Raw genomic sequence first — 18,717 nt, forward strand, 5'->3', positions numbered from 1 at the left:
ATTTCGTGTGCGCAGCGGGCAAACTTGACCACAGTGACAGCCGCTGAAGTCGCCGGCCAAGGGAGTTGCTGTGTACCGGGTGTTCGAGGCCCTCGACGAGCTCGTGACGATCGTGGAGGAGGCTCGCGGGGTACCGATGACGTCCAGCTGCGTCGTGCCGCGCGGGGAAGTCCTTGAACTGCTCGACGACATCCGCGAGGCCTATCAGCCCGAGCTGGACGACGCCCAGGACGTGCTGGACAAGCGCGACGAGATCCTGGAGTCGGCACGCACCGAGGCGGAGCAGACGCTCAGCTCGGCTCGGGAAGAGGCCGAGCGGCTGGTGGCCGAGGCCCGCGCGGAGGCCGAGCGCCTGGTGTCGGAGGCCCAGGACAGGGCGAACGAGATCCTGGCCGAGGCGGACGCGGAAGCCGACCGTGCGGTGGCCGCGGGACAGGCCGAGTACGACAGCCTGACCAGCCGCGCCCGCGACGAGCACGACCGGATGCTGCAGGCGGGCAGGGAAGCCTACGAGCGGTCCGTGCAGCAGGGCATGGAGGAGCAGGCCCGCCTGGTGTCGGAGACCGAGGTGGTGCAGGCCGCGCACGCCGAGGCGGCGCGGCTGGTGGACGAGGCGCACGCGGAAGCCGAGCGGCAGCGCTCGGAGTGCGACGCCTACATCGACGGCAAGCTGGCCGAGTTCGCCGACCTGCTGGACCGGACCCTGCGCTCGGTGGACCAGGGCCGGTCCCAGTTGCGCGGCGGCTCGTTCGCCTCCAGCTTCGGCCACAACGGCTACCACTCGGAGCACAGCGGCTACCGCTGAGGGCCCTCGGGGCGCCGGTGCGGCCGGACGCCGCGCGAAGTGCGCACAGGTAGCGCAGCGGCAGGTACGCAGGCGTACGCTTGGCGTCAATGTCCGAAGAACGCAGCACCCGCAGGAATCCGGTTCCGGACGCCAGGAACCCGTGGGTGGTCGACACCCAGGAGCTGGGCCGCAGCCCCGGAGCCAGCCAGCGCCTCGAGCGCACCGTGCCCGCCGAGACCGCGGTGGGCTTTCCCGACGTGATCGAGGTCCCCGTCGGCGCCCCCTACCGGCTCGACCTGCTGTTGGAGTCGGTGGTGGAGGGCGTGCTGGTCAGCGGATCGGTCACGGTGCGGGCAGCCGGGCAGTGCTCCCGCTGCCTGGACCCGATCGAGGAGGAGATCGCGGTCGAGCTGACCGAGCTGTTCGCCTACCCGGACTCCACCACCGAGGCCACCACGGAGGAGGACGAGGTCAGCCACGTGGTGGACGACATGGTGGACCTGGAGCCGGTGGTCCGGGACGCGGTCGTGCTGGCCATGCCGCAGGTTCCGCTGTGCCGCCCGGATTGCCCTGGTCTGTGCCCCGATTGCGGTCTGAAGTGGGTCGATCTCGAGCCGGATCACGGCCATGAGAAGATAGATCCTCGGTGGGCGGCCCTTGTCGAACGGTTTTCCGGATCGAACAGCAACGGGTCCGCGCCAACAGACAGCAAGTGACGACGTGGGGCGCGATCAGCGCGCAGTCCCAGGGTGTGGTGCCCAGGGTGCCCATGAGTGAGACTTGAGGAGTAGTAACCGTGGCCGTCCCGAAGCGGAAGATGTCGCGCTCGAACACGCGGTCCCGCCGCTCGCAGTGGAAGGCGGCGCCGGTGCACCTCGTGCCGTGCCCGAACCGTGCGTGCAAGGAGCTCAAGCCGCGTAACGTGGCCTGCCCGGTGTGCGGGCAGTACGCGGGTCGACAGGTCGTCGAGCCGGCCTGATCGGGGTAGGTCATGGCGGGGAATGGTGTGCGCGGCCCGAAGGCCGACCCCGCTGAGCTGCTGGCCGCTCTGGGGGTCGAGATCAAGCCGGACCTGCTGACCCTGGCCCTGACGCACCGTTCGTACGCCTACGAGAACGGTGGCCTGCCGCCGAACGAGCGGCTGGAGTTCCTCGGCGACGCGGTGCTGGGCCTGGTGATTACCGATCACCTGTACAACGAGCACCCCGACCTGCCGGAAGGGCAGCTGGCCAAGCTGCGCGCCAGTGTGGTCAACATGCAGGCGCTGGCCGGTGTCGCGCGTGGGCTCGGCAAAGGCGGCCTCGGCGCGCACCTGCTGCTGGGCAAGGGCGAGGAGCTCACCGGTGGCCGGGACAAGGCGAGCATCCTGGCCGACGGGCTCGAGGCGATCATCGGCGCGGTCTACCTGGAGCACGGCATCGAGGTGGCGCGCAAGCTGGTGCACCGGCTGTTCGACGACCTGCTGGCGGAGGCACCGCTGCGCGGTGCCGGGCTGGACTGGAAGACCAGCCTGCAGGAGCTGACCGCGTCCGCCTCGCTCGGCGTGCCGGAGTACCGGGTGGTGGACACCGGGCCCGATCACCAGAAGGAGTTCTCGGCGACGGTGCTCATCGCCGGCGAGCCGCGTGGTGAGGGCCGCGGCACGACGAAGAAGGAAGCCGAGCAGAACGCCGCGGAGATGGCGTGGCGTTCGCTGACCGCCGAGCTCGAGGCCGGCAAGGACAGCGAGGACGCCGGCAACCCCGGCGGCGACAAGGAGCAGGCCGGCGGCAAAGCGCAGCCCGGCGCCACGACCGGGCAGTAGCGGTTCGGCATGCCCGAGCTGCCCGAGGTCGAGACGGTCCGTCGTGGGCTGGCCGAGCACGTCAGCGGCCGGACCATCCGCAGTGTGGACGTGCTGCACCAGCGAGCGGTGCGGCGGCACGTGCTCGGTGCGGTCGACTTCGCCGGACGGCTGGCCGGCCAGCGCATCGACGCGGTGCGCAGGCGCGGCAAGTATCTGTGGCTGGAACTGGCCTCCGGCGAGGCGGTGGTCGGTCATCTCGGCATGAGTGGGCAGATGCTGGTGCGCTCGCCCGGCGTCCCCGACGAGAAGCACCTGCGTGTGCGACTGCACCTGGACGACCGGCCCGGAGCGGCGCGCGAGCTGCGCTTCGTCGACCAGCGCACGTTCGGCGGCCTTCTGCTGGACGAGCTGGTCGAGGTCGACGGAACCATGGTGCCGTCGAGCATCGCGCACATCGCGCGCGATCCGATGGACCCCGCATTCCGGCTGCCGCACGTGGCCAAGGCCATGCGCGCCAAGCGCACCGAGGTCAAGCGCGCGCTGCTGGACCAGACCCTGGTCAGCGGGATCGGCAACATCTATGCGGACGAGGCGCTGTGGCGGGCGCGGATGCACTGGGCGCGGCCGACCCAGCGGCTGACCCAGAAGCAGGCCGAGCTGGTGCTGCGGGAAGCCACCGCGGTGCTGATGGACGCGTTGCGGGCGGGCGGCACGTCGTTCGACGCTCTCTACGTCAACGTCAACGGTGAATCCGGCTACTTCGACCGGTCGCTCAACGTCTACGGCCGCGAAGGCGAGCCGTGCCGTCGTTGTGGCTCACCGATCCGGCGGGAACGGTTCATGAACCGCTCGTCCTACACCTGCCCGCGCTGCCAGCGTAGGCCACCGCGACGCCGCTGACTGCCCGGACGAGAAGCGCACGGCCACGCCCGGCGCACTGACACGCGCTTGCTGAACCGGCGGCCAGACGGCCGAACCGGATCAGCGGCGCGAGCTGCTGCTTCCCGAGGGCGTCGCGGTGTTGGACGCCGTGGACGTACCGCCGCCGGGCGGCTCCGGGTCCTCCGTCTCACACGGTTCGTCGCACGGCGGATCCGTCGGGCCGGTGCTCGGCGGGTCGTCCGGGGTCGTCGTGGTGGGTGGATCGTCCGGGGGCGTCTTGGTGGTCGTCGTGGTCGGCTTCGACGGTTTCGTGGTCGTGGTGCCGCCCGTGGAGGTCGTCGGCAGATCCTCGGACGTGTCCGCCGGGCGGTCCGGCTTCGGCGTTCCCGGGGCGTCCTCGTCCTCGGTCGTGCTCGTCGTGGTCGGGGTGGTGCTCGGGGCGAGGTCGCCACCGTGTGCCGTCCCGCTGATCTTGACCGTGGTCTCCTCCGGGGTCGGGTTGCCTGCGATCAAGCCACCCCCGGCGCCCCCGTTGGGCTCGCGCTGGAATTGCTGCACGTTCTTCTCGGCGACCGGGGCAGTCGGGCCGGCCAGCACCGCGATCCCGGCGAACGCGGTCGCGGTCACCACACCGCTGGCCAGCAGCGCCAGGTAGCTCGCGCGCCGTGGCCGGGTCGCCTCGGCCGGGGGCGCGACCGACACTCGCGTATCGTCGGTTGGCCCAGACGGGCTCATAGGCTGCTCCTTGTGGCGGCTAGGCTGGGGCGGGGGAACTGTATCACTGTCGAGTGAACGATGTGCCTACCCCATAGTGTTCGTTTTGTTCCGGAGCGTCACCACTGGGGAGTTGCGACGGATGACGCCATCCGCAGCCGAATCCGGCGAGCGCGTGCGGCTGACCGCGTGGGTGCGCGGTCATGTGCAAGGTGTCGGTTTCCGGTGGTGGACGCGCTGCCGGGCGCTGGAACTGGGCCTGGTCGGGACGGCGACCAACCTGCCGGACGGGCGCGTGGAGGTGGTCGCGGAAGGCCCGCGGAAGGCGTGCGCCGAGTTGCTGGCCGCGCTGCGAGGCGGGTCCACCCCCGGCAGGGTCGACTCGGTGGTCGAGCAGTGGTCCGAGCCGCGCGGGGGGCTGCACGGGTTCGTGGAGCGCTGAGCCGGGCGGACGGTGGCGGTCCGGTCCGGCCGGAGTTCGCCCGCACGCATCCGACACGCCGCGCGGTTCGGTGCGTACCAGGGCCCGCAGGTACCATTCCGCAGTTGAGGTCGGCCCGGCCGCATGACACATCAGCCGTGAACCGGCACAGATGAAGGGGCCGTATAGCTCGTGCACCTGAAAAGCCTGACACTGAAGGGCTTCAAGTCTTTCGCTTCGACGACGACGCTCCGTTTCGAGCCGGGCATCACCTGTGTGGTCGGCCCGAACGGATCGGGGAAGTCGAACGTGCAGGACGCCCTGCGCTGGGTGATGGGCACGCAGGGCGCCAAGGACCTGCGCGGCGGCAAGATGGAGGACGTCATCTTCGCCGGCACCGCAGGCAGGCCGCCGCTCGGCCGCGCCGAGGTCACGCTGACCATCGACAACTCCGACGGTGCGCTGCCGATCGACTACACCGAGGTGTCGATCACCCGGCGGATGTTCCGCGACGGCGCCAGCGAGTACGAGATCAACGGCGAGAGCTGCCGCCTGCTGGACGTGCAGGAGCTGCTGTCCGACTCCGGCATCGGCCGGGAGATGCACGTGATCGTCGGCCAGGGGCAGCTCGGTGAGATCCTGCAGGCCAAGCCGGAAGAGCGGCGCGCGTTCATCGAGGAAGCCGCGGGCGTGCTCAAGCACCGCAAGCGCAAGGAGAAGGCGCTGCGCAAGCTCGAGGCGATGCAGGCGAACATGAACCGCCTGACCGACCTCACCGCCGAGCTGCGCCGCCAGCTCAAGCCGCTGGGCAGGCAGGCCGAGATCGCCCGCAAGGCGCAGGCCATCCAGGCCGAGCTGCGGGACGCCAGGCTGCGGTTGTACGCGCACGATCTGGTCACCCAGCGCGAGGCGCTGGCCAAGGAGGAAGCCGACGAGGAGCGGATCCGTCGGCAGCGCGCCGAGGTGGAGCAGCAGCTGCAGATCGCGACCAGGCGGGAAGCGGAACTGGCCGAGGCGCTGGCCGAGGACGAGCCACGCCTGGCGGCGGCCAAGGACACCTGGTACAAGCTCAGCGCCCTGGCCGAACGGCTGCGCGGCACGGTGCGGCTGGCCATGGAGCGCAAGCGGCACCTGTCCGCCGACGTCGAGGACACCTCGACCGGCCGGGATCCCGAGGAACTGCTCGCCGAGGCCGAGCAGGCCGAGGAGAAGGAGCAGGAGCTCGACGCCGCGGTCGAGGCGGCGCGGGCCGAGCTGGCGGAGGCCATCGCACGCCGGGAAGAGCTCGAGCAGGCGCTGCAGGCCGCCGAGCGCGCGCACATGGCCGCGGTCCGGGCCGTGGCGGACCGCCGGGAAGGCATCGCCAAGCTCAAGGGGCAGGTCGAAGCCCTGCGCAGCAAGACGGGCGCCACGGCCGAGGAGATCGAGCGGCTGAGCGCGGCCATCGCCGAGGCCGAGGCCAGGGCCGAGCAGGCGGCGGAGGAGCTGGAGCAGGCCAAGGCCGAGGGCGGCGACTCCGATCTGGACAGCGCGCAGGCCGCCGAGCGACTCGAACAGTGCATGCGCGCCAACGACGCCGCCAAACAGCGCGTCGAGGAGCTGGTCGCGGCCGAACGGGCCGCGGAGAAGGAGATCGCGACGCACCGCGCCACCGTGGAGGCGCTCTCGCGCGGGCTCGCGCGCAGGGACGGCGCGGGCACGTTGCTGGAAGCCGGCGACGACGTGCCCGGTGTGCTCGGGTCGGTCGCCGCGCTGCTGGACGTCGAATCCGGCTTCGAAGCGGCGATCGCCGCCGCGCTGGGCCCGGTCGCCGACGCGGTCGCTGTGCAGACCGACGACGACGCGGTCTCCGCGCTGGAGTACTTGAAGAAGCACGACGCCGGCCGGGCAGGCATGCTGCTGGGCGGCCTGCTGGGTGGTGCCGAGGGTTCCGCCCTGCCCGATCGCCCGCAGCTGTCGTCCGGCGCACGGTGGGCCGTCGACGTCGTGCAGGCGCCGGAGCAGCTGCGTCCTGCCGTGCGCGTCGCATTGCACGACGTCGTGATCGTGGACAGCGTCAACGCCGCCAAAGCGCTCGTCAGCGAGCACCCGCGACTGCGTGCGGTCACCACGGAAGGCGATGTCTTCGCCGCTCACTGGGCGTGCGGTGGTTCGAAGGCCGCGACCGAATCGGTCATCGAGGTCCAGGCCGCGGTGGACGCGGCGCGGGAGAAGCTGATCGCGGCGGAACGGCAGCTGCAGCGCGTCGCCGCGGAGCTGGAAGGGGCGCGCGCCGAGCAGCAGCAGCGGAAGGCCGAGGCGGCCAAGGCCAGGGAGGCCGTCGGCGAGGTCAAGGTGGCCAGGGCCAGGTTCACCGAGCGGCTGAACCGGCTGCAGCAGGCGCTACGCAACGCCGAGGCGGAGGCCGCGCGGCTGCGCAACCAACGGGCGAAGGTGGAGGCCAGCCGGGCCGAGGCGGTGGCGAAGCTGGCCGAGCTGGAGCAACGGCTGACCGCGGCCAGCGAGGAGCCGATCGACGAGGAGCCGGACACCACCGAGCGGGACGAGATCGCGGCCGCGCTGTCCGAGGTGCGGCAACAGGAGGTCGACGCCCGCCTGGCCCTGCGCACGGTCGAGGAGCGGGCCCGTGGGATCGCGGGCAAGGCGGAGAGCCTGCGCCGGGCGGCGGAGGCCGAGCGGCAGGCCCGTGAGCGTGCGGCGCGGGCGCGGGAGGCCCGCAGGCGTGGCGCGGAGATCGCCGCCGCCGTGGTGGACGCCGGTGAGATCGCCCTGGAGCGCATCGAGGTGTCACTGCAGCGTGCCGCGGCGGAGCGAGATGCGCTGCAGCAGGCCAGGGAAGAGCGGGAAGCGATGCTGTCCGGTGTCCGGGCCAGCGTGCGTGAGCTGAGCGGCCAGCTGGAGAAGCTGACCGACGCGGTGCACCGCGACGAGCTGCTGCGCGCCGAGCAGCGGATGCGGCTGGAGCAGCTGGAGTCCCGCATCGCCGAGGAGTTCGGCATCGGGCTGGACGACCTGGTGGCCGAGTACGGTCCGGACCAGCCGGTGCCGCCGAGCCCGACCGAGATGGCCGAGTACGAGGCGGCCAAGGAGCGGGGCGAGCCGGTCAGCGAGCCGCAGCCGATGCCGTTCGACCGGGCCACCGAGGAGCGCAGGGCCAAGCGGGCCGAGCGGGAGCTGGCCATGCTGGGCAAGGTCAACCCGCTGGCGCTGGAGGAATTCGCCGCGCTGGAGGAGCGGTACAAGTTCCTGTCCACCCAGCTGGAGGACCTCAAGGCCACCAGGAGGGACCTGCTGGCGGTGATCCAGGAGGTGGACGACAAGATCCTGGAGGTCTTCACCTCCGCCTTCCACGACGTGGCGCGGGAGTTCGAGAAGGTGTTCGCCACGCTGTTCCCCGGCGGCGAAGGGCGCATGGTGCTCACCGACCCGGACGACATGCTGACCACCGGCGTGGACGTCGAGGCCCGCCCGCCCGGCAAGAAGGTCAAGCGGCTGTCGCTGCTGTCCGGTGGCGAGAAGTCCCTGGTGGCGGTGGCGATGCTGGTGGCGATCTTCCGGGCCCGGCCGTCGCCGTTCTACGTCCTGGACGAGGTCGAGGCGGCGCTGGACGACACCAACATGCGCAGGCTGATCGGCCTGCTGGAGCAGCTGAGGGAGAACTCGCAGCTGATCGTGATCACGCATCAGAAGCCGACCATGGAGATCGCCGACGCGCTCTACGGCGTGAGCATGGCCAACGACGGGGTCACCAGGGTGATCTCGCAGCGGCTGCGGTCGCGCGATCGGGCGGACGAGCGAGCCGGCGAGCGTTCGGCCGAACCCGCCTCGGCGTAGGCGGGTCCGTGGGACGGTGAGGGTTGCCCTGCGACGGCCTGCGGTGACGCGGATGCGAGGATGACGACGTGACGGACAACGTGTGGCTTCTGGTCATCGTCGGTGTCGCCGTGCTGCTGGCCGTGGCGCTGGTGGTGGGGTTCACGCTCTCGCGCAGGCGCAGGATCCGCCTCGACCGGGAGCGCCCGGGTGCCGGTGAGCGACCCAGCGGCGGCGGATACTCGGCAGGCGGCGGGATCGCTCTGGCCCCCGGTGGGGTGCGGGAACACGCACCGCCGGAGCACCCGGCCGGAGAGCGTCCCGAGACCGACGGCGAGCCGGGGGTGGGCGAGGACGCGGCGGTACCGCGGGACAGCCATCGTCGCGACATCGTCGACGTCGCGCTGCCCGAGACCACCGGCGAGGCGCCTGCCTCCGAGTCCGGCACCACGCCAGGCTCCACTCCGACGCCCACGGCGCCGGAGCCGGAAGCCGGCGCGGCCCAAGCGGCGACGGCGACCAAGACGGCCGAGCCGCAGCGCGCGCCGGTGTCCACCGAGGAGCCCGCGCCCGCCGCCGGGCGTATCGAGCGGTTGCGTGGCCGGCTGGCCAAGTCGCGTTCGGCGTTCGGGCAGAGCCTGCTCGGCCTGCTCGGTGCCGGCGACCTGGACGAGGACTCCTGGCAGGACGTCGAGGACACCCTGCTGGTGGCCGACCTGGGCGCGGCGACCACGACGGAGATCGTCGAGCGGCTGCGCACCGAGCTGGTCAGCCGCGCGGTCCGCACCGCCGACCAGGCCAGGGCGCTGCTGCGCGAGGTGCTGATCGACGCGTTGAATCCACGGTTCGACCGGGCGGTGCGTGCGCTGCCGCACGAGGCCGACGGCCAGAAGCGCCCGGCGGTCGTGCTGGTCGCCGGTGTCAACGGCACCGGGAAGACGACGACCACCGGCAAGCTTGCCCGGGTGCTGGTCGCCCAGGGGCATCGGGTGCTGCTCGGCGCGGCCGACACGTTCCGTGCCGCGGCCGCCGACCAGCTGCAGACCTGGTCGGAGCGGGTGGGCGCCGAGGTCGTCCGCGGCAAGGAAGGCGCCGACCCGGCGTCGGTGGCGTTCGACGCGGTCAAGCGCGGCATCGACAGCGGTGTGGACGCGGTGCTGATCGACACCGCGGGCCGGCTGCACACCAAGTCGACGCTGATGGACGAGCTCGGCAAGGTCAAGCGCGTGGTGGAGAAGCAGGCCGAGGTCGACGAGGTGTTGCTGGTGCTGGACGCCACCACCGGCCAGAACGGCCTGACCCAGGCGCGGGTGTTCCGCGAGGTCGTGGACGTCACCGGTATCGTGCTGACCAAGCTGGACGGCACCGCCAAGGGCGGCATCGTGTTCCAGGTGCAGCGCGAGCTCGGCGTGCCGGTGAAGCTGGTCGGCCTGGGCGAGGGCCCGGACGACCTGGCACCGTTCGAGCCGGACGCGTTCGTCGACGCACTGCTGAACTGAAGGCCCCGGACGCGCGGAAAACCGTGACGGCTGCCCGGGACGACCTTCAGCCGTGACGGCTGCCCGGGGTGGAGCAGCACCCGCTTTCCGGTGCATCCCCGCCGCTGCAAGCACAGCCGGAATCGCGATCTCGCCTCCCTTCGCGGCTTGCGCTGGGTCGTTCCCCGCGTATCCCGGTCAGCGGAGCTGGTGGCCGAGGACGACAGGTCCGACGACGAAAGAAGACTCGGCGGGGCGGCTCCGTTGCCGTCCCGCCGAGCCTGTCCGGTCGGGTGTGCCTGCAGGGCAGGCCGTCTTCGGCTAGTCCTCGCGGGCTTCCACCGCGAGCAGTTCCTCTTCCTCGTCGTCGAAAGCATGGCCGCCGCGCGACTCCGGGTCGAAGATCCAGGTCAGCGCCCACAACACGATGCCGAGGCCGACCATGCCCGCGGCCACCACGTACTCGTTGGTGTTGCGGCCGGTCCACGGCCCGGCGAGGAAAGCGCAGGCCAGTGCGCCGAGCACCGGGATGAGCGTCGGCGCCTTGAAGTGCTCGTGCTTGACCGGCTTGCGGCGCAGCACCAGCACCGCGATGTTCACCACGGTGAACACGCACAACAGCAGCAGGGACGTGGTTCCGCCCAGCAGGGAGACCACCCGGCTGGCTTCGTTCTCCTCGGTGGCCGGGTCGTCCACCACCACCCTGGTCACCACGATGATCAGGGCGAAGGCGATCAGCGTGGTGAAGATGATGCTGATCCACGGGGTCCGGCGGAACGGGTGCACGGTGGCCAGCGGCCTGGGCAGCACCCGCTTCTTCGCCATCCCGTACAGCAGGCGGCTGGCCATCAGCATGTTGATCAGCGCCGAGTTGGCCACCGCGAACATCGTCATGAACGGGAAGATGTCCTCCACCGGAAGGTCCGGTGCGCCCGCCCGGACCACTTCCAGGAGCGGGGTCTCGCTGTCGGCCAGCTCGCCAACCGGCACCACCGCCACCGCGGCGATCGACACCAGGACGTAGATGGCGCCGGTGATGGTCAGGCCGCCGAGCATGATCTTCGGGAAGATCCGCACCGGGTCCTTGGTCTCCTCGGCCATGTTGACCGAGTCCTCGAAGCCGACCATGGCGAAGAACGCCAGCGTGGTGGCCGCCGTGACGGCGAGGAACGCCGACTTGTCCTCGGCGGTGTGGAACACCGTGACCCGGCTGAAGTCGGCCTCACCGCCGAAGATCGCGATGAACCCGATGACGATGACCGCGATCAGGCCGAGCAGCTCGACGCTGGTCAGGAAGACGTTGAACTTCACGCTCTCGGCCACGCCGCGCAGGTTGATCAGCGCGATCAGGGTCATGAAGCCCAGCGCCAGCAGCATGATGGCGGTGTCACCCCAGTCCAGGCCGAGGCCTTCGACCAGGTTCGCCGCGAAGCTGCGGGACGCGGTGGAGGCCGACGTGATACCGGACGACATCACCGCGAAGGCCACCAGGAACGTGACGAAGTGGATACCGAAGGCCTTGTGGGTGTACAGCGCGGCACCCGCCGCCTGGGGGTACTTGGTGACCAGTTCCATGTAGGCGAACGCGGTCAGCGTCGCCACCACGAACGCCACGAGGAACGGGACCCATGCCGCGCCGCCGACCTCGCCCGCCACTTGGCCGGTGAGGGCGTACACGCCGGTGCCCAGGATGTCACCGACGATGAACAACAGGAGCAACTTGGTGCCCATAACCCGCTTGAGCGGAGGCTGGCCGCCCGGCCCTCGCTCCGTGGCACTTGCCGCCGTATCGCTCACGTCACTGCCTTTCTTTTCGCCGCACAGATGCGCCGACACCTTATGTGATCCATCTCATGACCGATCATCCGGCGCCGTGCCTGTTCACCCTTCCGGCAGCGTAGGCATTTCGATGCCGCCACCCCGGCGAACGAGCCCTGCGCGTGTCAGTGCTTCCCGGCCGAATTTTTCCCACACCTGGTCCATCGCCGCGTCCAGCGAGCCGTCCGCGTCACCGAACAGCGGGAGCTCCAGTTGCCTGCCGGCGTCGCCGTCCAGGTTGGCCACGGTGACGCCCAGCAGCGAGATGCCCCGGTCCCGGATCATCGGCATCGCCTCGGCCAGCAGCCCGCGCGACACCTTCAGCAACGTCGCTCCGCGCGCGGTGGGGATCGGCAGCGTGCGCGATCTCGTCGCCCTGGCGAAGTCGGCGAAGCGCAGCCGGAGGACCACCGTGCGTCCGGTCCGCCCCGCGGCGCGCATCCGCCTGCCGACTCGGTCGACCAGGCCGGCCAGGACGGCGTCCAGCTCCTCCGGTGACCGGATGCTGCGGCCGAGTGCGCGCTGCGAGCCGATCGACCTTCGCCTGCGCCGGGTCACCACCGGACGCGGGTCGCGATGGCCGGCCAGCGCGTGCAGCTTGTTTCCCACGGCCGCGCCGACGTGATGCGTCAGCGCGGTCCGGGGGGTGCGGTGCAGGTCCCCGATGGTCGTGATGCCGATGGCGTGCAGCCTCTCCGCGGTGACCGGGCCGACCCCCCACAGCCGTTCGACCGGCAGCGGATGCAGGAATGCTTCCTCCTCGTCGGGCTCGACGACGAGCAGGCCGTCCGGTTTGGCCTCGGCGCTGGCCACCTTCGCCAGCGACTTGGTGCGCGCCACGCCGACGGTGATGGGCAGACCGACCCTGCGGCGCACCTCGGCCCGCAACCGCTGGGCGATCTGCCTGGGCGTCCCGGACAGCCTGGCCAGCCCGCCGACGTCAAGGAAGGCCTCGTCGATCGAGATGCCCTCGACCACCGGGGTGATGTCGCGGAACACCTCGAAGACCGCCTTGCTGGCGGACACGTAGGCCTGCATCCGGGGTGGCACCACCACCGCGTCCGGGCACAGCCGTTTCGCCTGCCTGCCGCCCATACCGCCGCGCACCCCGCACGCCTTCGCCTCGTAGCTGGCGGCCAGCACCACGCCGCCGCCGACGATCACTGGACGATCACGCAGCCGCGGGTCGTCGCGCTGCTCGACGGACGCGAAGAACGCGTCGAGGTCGGCGTGCAGGATGGACGCTGTCGTGCGAACGGACATCGAACATATGTTCGCATGGTGCGTGGGCTGCGAGCAGCGGCCGAACGTACGAAAGTGGCACGCTGGCTGCCGTGACCGACGCTCTCGAGGCGAGCTTGCCGTCCGCCGGCGATGCAAGGTGGGGAGTCCGCGTGGTCGACCTCGACGGCGGCGACGTTCTTGTCGATCACGGGGCGGACCGTCGCCTCTCCACGGCCAGCGTGGGCAAGATCTTCCTGCTGCTGGAAGTGGCCGACCGGCTCGCGTCCGGCGCGCTGCGCACCGGGCACCTCGTCGATCGGCGCGCGGTCGAGCCGGTGGCCGACTCCGGCCTGTGGCAGCACCTGGCGGCCGATGTGCTGCCCGTCGGCGACGCGGCCGCTCTGGTCGGCGCCGTCAGCGACAACCTCGCCACCAACGTCCTGCTCGACCTGGTCGGGCTGGCGGCGGTGCAGCAGTGGCCGGCACGGCTCGGACTGGCCGAGACGGCCCTGCACGACAAGGTGCGCGACGTCCGGCGGCCGAGCGACCCGCCCGCGTTGTCCACCGGCACCGCCGCAGAGCTTGCCGAGGTCATGCGCTCCCTCCATGCCGGTGAGGTGCGCGCGGCCCGCCGGGTTCTCGGCTGGCTCCGGCTCGGCACCGATCTGTCGATGGTCGGCCAGGCGTTCAACCTGGATCCGCTGGCACATGCCGAGCCCGACCGTGGTGTGCGGCTGATCAACAAGACCGGAACCGACACCGGAGTGCGTGCGGACGTGGGGCTTGTTTACGGGCCTCGTCGTCGCGTGGCCTACGCGGTGGTGGCGAACTGGACACCGGAAGGGCCGGCCGATCCGCATCGAGACGCCGTGCTGGCGGGAATGCGGCAGATCGGGGCGCACATCCGTGCGGTGGTGTGAATCCGCCTGTCAACCCAGTAGCTCGCGGATCCGGCGTTCGCGTTCCTCGGGATGCTGGCCGGGGCACGCCGCGCACGTCGTTCCCCTCGGCGTCCGGTCGATCAGGCAGCACGATGCCCGGCGGACCACCAGGTGCGGCCCGACGCGCGCGAAGCGCGGCGTCGGCAGTTCCCCTCCGACGGCCTCGGCCAGTTCGGCAGCGAGCTGCACGGCACGCTGGACATCGCCGTCGGCCTGCCCGGCTTGCAGCAACCGGCTGGCGATGGAATCCGTTGCGACAGCCCACAGGGCGGGCTGCCGGGCACCGGAAACCGCGGCAACGGCCCGGACGGCAGCCTCCAGTGCGTCGTGCAGGCGGCGGCCGAACTCCGGCAAGCCGCCGTCGAGCGGGCGGTTCGACCACGCGTCGAGGAAACGTCCGTCCGGCAGGATCCGCAGAATCACTGCGTCCAGCGAGGGATCCACCGGGGATCCCGCCAGCAATCCGTGCAGCGGCTGGCCCACCAGCACGGAGGACGCCGAGTACCACCACACGGTGCCCAGGACGCGGCCGGGCGCCTGCCCGTAGTACCGCCGAGCCAGCTCCAGCTGGCCGGCCAGCCAGCCGTGGTCGAGCACATCGGTGGCCGGGTGAGGGGTGGCCGGGAGTGATCCGTTGACCGGGGCCTCCTTCTGGTCGTCGTCAGCCGTTCGGCGGTAGCGCGAGCAGGCATGAAACGTGGTCGTAACAGCACGGGCCGCGTGGTTCACATGCGGGAAATCGAGGATGCCGTTACCCGCAACACCGACCTCGCATGCTGTCGGCCAATCGTCCGGTACGCGAGTGTCGCGAGGAGAGTCCATGGAAGGAAACACCGCCTGGTTGCTCACCAGCGCAGCGCTGGTGTTGCTGATGACGCCAGGCCTGGCGTTCTTCTACGGCGGCATGGTCCGCTCGAAGAGCGTGCTGAACATCATGATGATGTGCTTCGGCGCCATCGGCCTGATCGGTGTGCTGTGGGTGCTGTACGGGTACGGTCTCGCCTACGGTGACGACGTCGGCGGGCTGTTCGGGTGGTCGAACGACCTGCTGGGCATCACCGGTCTGCTCGACTTCGACCCGGAGGCCGACCCGACCGGCGGAACGGTGGACGTGGCCTTCCAAGCGATGTTCGCCATCATCACGGTGGCGCTGATCGCGGGCGCGATCGCCGACCGGGCCCGGTTCGGCCCGTGGCTGCTGTTCGCCGGCCTGTGGGCCACCCTGGTCTACTTCCCGGTCGCGCACTGGGTGTGGGGCGACGGCGGCTGGATCGGCGAGATGGGGGCGCTGGACTTCGCCGGTGGCACCGCCGTGCACATCAACTCCGGGGCCGCCGCGCTGGCGCTGGCCATCGTGCTCGGCAAGCGCAAGGGCTGGCCGCAGGAGCCGATGAAGCCGCACAACCTGCCGTTCGTCATGCTGGGCGCCGGCCTGCTGTGGTTCGGCTGGTTCGGCTTCAACGCCGGTTCCGCCTACGCCGCGGACGGCGTCGCCGGTGTTGCGTTCGTCAACACGGTCACCGCCACCTGCGCCGCGATGCTCGGCTGGCTGCTGGTGGAGCGGGTGCGCGACGGCAAGCCGACCAGCCTCGGTGCCGCGTCGGGCATCGTGGCCGGCCTGGTGGCGATCACGCCGTCGTGCGCGTTCGTGGACACCTGGGGCGCGCTGGCCATCGGGTTCCTGGCCGGCCTGATCTGCCCGCTGGCGGTGGCGCTGAAGTACAAGCTCGGCTACGACGACGCGCTCGACGTGGTCGGCATCCACTTCGTCGGTGGCTGGATCGGCACCGTGAGCCTCGGCTTCCTGTCCACCGCCCGGGTCGTCCCGGACGGCGTGGACGCGCTGTTCTACGGCGGTGGCGCCGGCCAGATCTGGCCGCAGGTCGCCGGTGCGCTCGGCGTCAGCGTCTACTCGTTCGTCGCCGCGCTGGTCATCGGCCTGGTCATCAAGAAGACCATCGGTTTCCGGGTGGACGAGGACGTGGAGATCGCCGGTATCGACGAGGCCGAGCACGCCGAGGTCGGCTACGAATTCGGGTTCGGCAGGGGCGGTCGGTCGGGCGGCTCGTCCATCGCTGCGGCGAGCAAGAAGCTGGAGGAGAGCACGGCATGAAGCTGATCACCGCCATCATCAAGCCGTTCACCCTGGACGACGTCAAGTCCGCGCTGGAACAGCTCGGCGTGCTGGGCATGACGATCTCCGAGGCCCAGGGCTACGGCAGGCAGAAGGGGCACACCGAGGTCTACCGGGGCGCCGAGTACGCGGTGGACTTCGTCTCCAAGCTCCGGGTCGAAGTGCTCACCGACGACGCGAGTGCGGACAAGGTCGTCGAGGCCATCGTCACAGCGGCGCAAACCGGCAAGATCGGTGACGGCAAGGTCTGGGTGACACCGGTGGAACAGGTGATCCGGGTCCGTACTGGCGAACGTGGCGCCGACGCGCTGTGAGGCGAACCCGTACTCGTGGACGTCGGTGAATTGGTGGCGGCGGCCGAGCGACTGCTTGGCCGCCGCCACGGTCGGCTGGCGGCGGGTGAACTGCGCGCCGCGCTGTGCGACCTGTACGAGTTCTGGCTCAGCAAGGCCGCGGCGGCGGCCGGTGTCGGCGACCCCGGCATGCCCGGCGGCGTCGCGCTGGTCGCGGTCGGCGGCCTCGGCCGCCGTGAGCTGGTGCCGTACTCCGACCTGGACCTGGTGCTGCTGCACGACGGCACGACGCCGCGGCCGGTGCTGGACCGGATGGCCAATGCGCTCTGGTACCCGCTGTGGGACGCCAAGGTCGGTCTCGACCATGCCGTGCGCACCGGCGACGAGGCCTTGTCGGTGGCGCGGAGTGATCTGCGCACCGCGATGGGCCTGCTCGAGGTGCGGGCGATCGCCGGAGACGAGGAACTGGCCGCCCGGCTCGCCACCGCGGCCAGGCAGCAGTGGCGACGCACGGCACGCAAGCGCCTGCCCGAGCTGGCTGACGCGGTGCGCCAGCGGTGGCGGCGCAGCGGCCATCTCGCGCAGTCGGCGGAGCCGGACCTCAAGCACGCGGGCGGGGGCCTGCGGGACATCGCCGTGCTGGAGGCGCTGGCCGCGGCTCAGCTGATCGACCGGCTGGACGACGAGCTGCGGCAGGTGAAGCGGTTGCTGCTGGACATTCGCACCGAGCTGCGGCTCGAGCTGCGCCGCAACCGGGACGTGCTGAGCGCGGAACAGGCCGACAAGATCGCCGCCGACATGGGCTTCGGTGATCGGTTCGCGCTGCTCAAACAGCTGTACTCGGGTGCGCGCGCGGTCCGCTACGCGCTCGAGGTGGCGTTGCGGTCGGCCACCGGAGGTACTCGCCGGCTGCGCCGTAGACCGCTGGCCGAGGGGGTCGTACTGCACGGCGACGAGGTCGCGTTGGCGCGTGGCGCCAACCCGGCCAAGGACCCGGCGCTGCTGTTGCGGGTCGCCGCGGCCGCGGCGCACACCGGCAGGCCGGTGGCGCACGGCACGCTTCGCACTCTGGCCGATTCGGCACCGGAACTCCGGCAGCCGTGGCCGGCGGACGCGCGCAGCGAGCTGATCGCGCTGCTCGGGGCAGGCGAAGGCCTGATCGGGGTGATCGAGGCACTGGACACCCTCGGCCTGTGGAGCCGCCTGCTGCCGGAGTGGGGTGCCGTCCGCGACCTGCCGCCCGCCGAGCCGGTGCACCGGTGGTGCGTCGACCGGCATCTGGTGCAGACCTGCGTGGAAGCTGCGAAGCTGACCACCAGCGTGGCCAGGCCGGATCTGCTGCTGATCGGCGCGCTGCTGCACGACATCGGCAAGGGACGCGGCGCCGATCATTCGGTGATCGGTGCCGACATCGCGCGGCAGGTGACCCAGCGGCTGGGGCTGCCCGACGAGGACGTCGCCGTCGTCACCGGTATGGTGCGGCACCATCTGCTCCTGCCGCACGTGGCCACTCGGCGCGACATCACCGAGCGCGAGACGGTGCGGCGGGTCGTCGACACCATCGACGGCAATGCGCTGCTGCTCGAGCTGCTGCACGCATTGACCCAGGCCGACTCGCTGGCCACCGGGCCGGGGATGTGGACGCCGTGGAAGGCCAAGCTGGTCGCCGAGCTGGTGGCCAGGTGCAGGCAGCTCATCCGCGGAGTGGAGCCGGTCGCGCCCGATCCGCTGACCGCCGAGCAGCAGGAGCTGGCCGCGCGGTGCCGGGCGTCCGGCCGTCCCGAGGTGCTGGTCACCTCCGACGGGGCCGTGGCGACGATCACCGTCGCCGCGCGACGCGACGTCGCCCTGCTGGCGCCGGTGGCCGGTGCCCTGGCCCTGTCGTCGCTCGAAGTCGCCGCGGCCACCCAGCACGAGGACCGGGACGTGGCGGTCGCCGTGTTGCACGCCGCGCCGCGTTTCGGCAGTCCGCCGGACGATGCACTGCTCCGGGAGAAGGTCGTCCGTGCGGTGACCGGGCGCCTTGCGCTCGCCGAGCAGCTGGCCGCCAAGGAGCGCGACTACGACCCGGGCGACGGCGGTCGCGTCGAGCCGACGGTGCTGTGGTTCGACGACGAGGCCGAAGGGGCCGACGTCGCCTTGCTCGAGCTGCGCGCCACCAATCGCATCGGCCTGCTGCACCGGGTGGCGACCGCGCTCGGCCGGTCAAGGGCGACGGTCAAATGGGCACGGGTGGCCACTTTCGGCTCGTCATGCGTGGACGCCTTCGCGGTGCGGGCCGTGACGGGCGATCCGCGCGACGAGGCATGGCGCCGGGCCGTCGAGCGGGCCGTGCTGGCCGCCGCGCGGTGACCGTCGCACCCGCCGTGCCGGGAAGCGTCGTGTGTGCAGGTGGGCGCGGCTGCGGTGTTGATACCGTTGCGGGT

General features: G+C 71.2%; 16 protein-coding genes. 12 read left to right on the top strand and 4 right to left on the bottom strand.

What is annotated here, in order from left to right; all coding sequences use genetic code 11:
* Positions 1 to 70: 70 nt before the first annotated feature.
* The 5 genes from CXP56_RS12890 (at position 71) to mutM (ending at position 3,473) form a co-directional block, all read left to right on the top strand.
* The gene (locus CXP56_RS12890) at positions 71 to 805 is read left to right on the top strand and encodes a DivIVA domain-containing protein (RefSeq protein ID WP_051310210.1); all 735 of its coding nucleotides are present in this window, start codon (positions 71 to 73) and stop codon (positions 803 to 805) included.
* Between the two features lie 89 nt (positions 806 to 894).
* Positions 895 to 1,503 (top strand): YceD family protein, encoded by a 609-nt coding sequence (locus CXP56_RS12895; RefSeq protein WP_028847985.1) that lies wholly within the window; start codon positions 895 to 897, stop codon positions 1,501 to 1,503.
* Between the two features lie 80 nt (positions 1,504 to 1,583).
* Complete coding sequence (gene rpmF / locus CXP56_RS12900) at positions 1,584 to 1,766, top strand: 50S ribosomal protein L32 (RefSeq protein ID WP_028847986.1); 183 nt, start codon at positions 1,584 to 1,586, stop codon at positions 1,764 to 1,766.
* Between the two features lie 12 nt (positions 1,767 to 1,778).
* Positions 1,779 to 2,591, top strand: coding sequence for a ribonuclease III (gene rnc, locus CXP56_RS12905; protein WP_051310211.1), 813 nt, complete (start codon positions 1,779 to 1,781; stop codon positions 2,589 to 2,591).
* 9 nt (positions 2,592 to 2,600) lie between these two features.
* Entirely contained in the window at positions 2,601 to 3,473 is an 873-nt protein-coding gene (mutM, locus tag CXP56_RS12910; RefSeq protein WP_028847987.1) for a bifunctional DNA-formamidopyrimidine glycosylase/DNA-(apurinic or apyrimidinic site) lyase, read from the top strand.
* A gap of 81 nt (positions 3,474 to 3,554) precedes the next feature.
* Here the strand turns inward: mutM and CXP56_RS12915 are convergent, their stop codons facing one another.
* Positions 3,555 to 4,157, bottom strand: coding sequence for a hypothetical protein (locus CXP56_RS12915; RefSeq protein ID WP_286901266.1), 603 nt, complete (start codon positions 4,155 to 4,157; stop codon positions 3,555 to 3,557).
* Positions 4,158 to 4,311: 154 nt separating this feature from the next.
* On the opposite strand from CXP56_RS12915, the gene CXP56_RS12920 reads away from it, so the two are divergent.
* From CXP56_RS12920 to ftsY, 3 genes are all read left to right on the top strand, one after another.
* Positions 4,312 to 4,611 carry an acylphosphatase gene (locus tag CXP56_RS12920; protein WP_028847989.1) on the top strand — a complete coding sequence of 100 codons (300 nt, stop codon included), beginning with the start codon at positions 4,312 to 4,314 and terminating at the stop codon, positions 4,609 to 4,611.
* A gap of 171 nt (positions 4,612 to 4,782) precedes the next feature.
* Positions 4,783 to 8,424 (top strand): chromosome segregation protein SMC, encoded by a 3,642-nt coding sequence (smc, locus tag CXP56_RS12925; protein ID WP_286901268.1) that lies wholly within the window; start codon positions 4,783 to 4,785, stop codon positions 8,422 to 8,424.
* A 68-nt stretch (positions 8,425 to 8,492) separates the two neighbouring features.
* A complete protein-coding gene (ftsY, locus tag CXP56_RS12930) occupies positions 8,493 to 9,902 on the top strand; it encodes a signal recognition particle-docking protein FtsY (RefSeq protein ID WP_286901269.1) in 1,410 nt (469 codons plus the stop codon).
* Positions 9,903 to 10,202: 300 nt separating this feature from the next.
* Here ftsY and CXP56_RS12935 read toward each other — a convergent pair whose 3' ends face one another.
* Together CXP56_RS12935 and dinB are read right to left on the bottom strand one after the other, a co-directional pair.
* Positions 10,203 to 11,612, bottom strand: coding sequence for an APC family permease (locus tag CXP56_RS12935; RefSeq protein ID WP_084609238.1), 1,410 nt, complete (start codon positions 11,610 to 11,612; stop codon positions 10,203 to 10,205).
* A 150-nt stretch (positions 11,613 to 11,762) separates the two neighbouring features.
* Complete coding sequence (gene dinB, locus CXP56_RS12940) at positions 11,763 to 12,962, bottom strand: DNA polymerase IV (protein WP_286901270.1); 1,200 nt, start codon at positions 12,960 to 12,962, stop codon at positions 11,763 to 11,765.
* 71 nt (positions 12,963 to 13,033) lie between these two features.
* Here dinB and CXP56_RS12945 point away from each other — a divergent pair, with 71 nt between their 5' ends.
* Positions 13,034 to 13,843, top strand: a complete 810-nt coding sequence (locus CXP56_RS12945) for a serine hydrolase (protein ID WP_211227530.1) — start codon at positions 13,034 to 13,036, stop codon at positions 13,841 to 13,843.
* A gap of 9 nt (positions 13,844 to 13,852) precedes the next feature.
* On the opposite strand, the gene CXP56_RS12950 is transcribed toward CXP56_RS12945, so the two are convergent.
* On the bottom strand, positions 13,853 to 14,593 hold the full coding sequence (locus CXP56_RS12950) for a (2Fe-2S)-binding protein (RefSeq protein WP_286901271.1): 741 nt from the start codon (positions 14,591 to 14,593) through the stop codon (positions 13,853 to 13,855).
* 91 nt (positions 14,594 to 14,684) lie between these two features.
* Between CXP56_RS12950 and CXP56_RS12955 the strand changes: the two genes are divergently transcribed.
* From CXP56_RS12955 to CXP56_RS12965, 3 genes are read left to right on the top strand one after another with little or no spacing between them, the layout of a single operon-like run.
* Positions 14,685 to 15,977, top strand: coding sequence for an ammonium transporter (locus tag CXP56_RS12955; RefSeq protein WP_028847995.1), 1,293 nt, complete (start codon positions 14,685 to 14,687; stop codon positions 15,975 to 15,977).
* Positions 15,974 to 16,312: a P-II family nitrogen regulator gene (locus CXP56_RS12960; RefSeq protein ID WP_028847996.1), complete on the top strand. Its 339-nt coding sequence runs from the start codon at positions 15,974 to 15,976 to the stop codon at positions 16,310 to 16,312. Before CXP56_RS12955 ends, CXP56_RS12960 begins: the two co-directional genes overlap by 4 nt.
* A gap of 15 nt (positions 16,313 to 16,327) precedes the next feature.
* Complete coding sequence (locus CXP56_RS12965; RefSeq protein WP_286901274.1) at positions 16,328 to 18,643, top strand: [protein-PII] uridylyltransferase; 2,316 nt, start codon at positions 16,328 to 16,330, stop codon at positions 18,641 to 18,643.
* Positions 18,644 to 18,717 lie beyond the last annotated feature (74 nt).

This window comes from Thermocrispum sp., assembly GCF_002919275.1.
Classification (GTDB): domain Bacteria; phylum Actinomycetota; class Actinomycetes; order Mycobacteriales; family Pseudonocardiaceae; genus Thermocrispum; species Thermocrispum agreste.

Coding starts and splice junctions, on each gene's coding strand:
- CXP56_RS12895 (WP_028847985.1), top strand. CDS start 895: ATGTCCGAAGAACGCAGCACCCGCAGGAATCCGGTTCCGGACGCCAGG.
- rnc (WP_051310211.1), top strand. CDS start 1,779: ATGGCGGGGAATGGTGTGCGCGGCCCGAAGGCCGACCCCGCTGAGCTG.
- mutM (WP_028847987.1), top strand. CDS start 2,601: ATGCCCGAGCTGCCCGAGGTCGAGACGGTCCGTCGTGGGCTGGCCGAG.
- CXP56_RS12920 (WP_028847989.1), top strand. CDS start 4,312: ATGACGCCATCCGCAGCCGAATCCGGCGAGCGCGTGCGGCTGACCGCG.
- CXP56_RS12935 (WP_084609238.1), bottom strand. CDS start 11,612: ATGGGCACCAAGTTGCTCCTGTTGTTCATCGTCGGTGACATCCTGGGC.
- dinB (WP_286901270.1), bottom strand. CDS start 12,962: ATGTCCGTTCGCACGACAGCGTCCATCCTGCACGCCGACCTCGACGCG.
- CXP56_RS12955 (WP_028847995.1), top strand. CDS start 14,685: ATGGAAGGAAACACCGCCTGGTTGCTCACCAGCGCAGCGCTGGTGTTG.
- CXP56_RS12960 (WP_028847996.1), top strand. CDS start 15,974: ATGAAGCTGATCACCGCCATCATCAAGCCGTTCACCCTGGACGACGTC.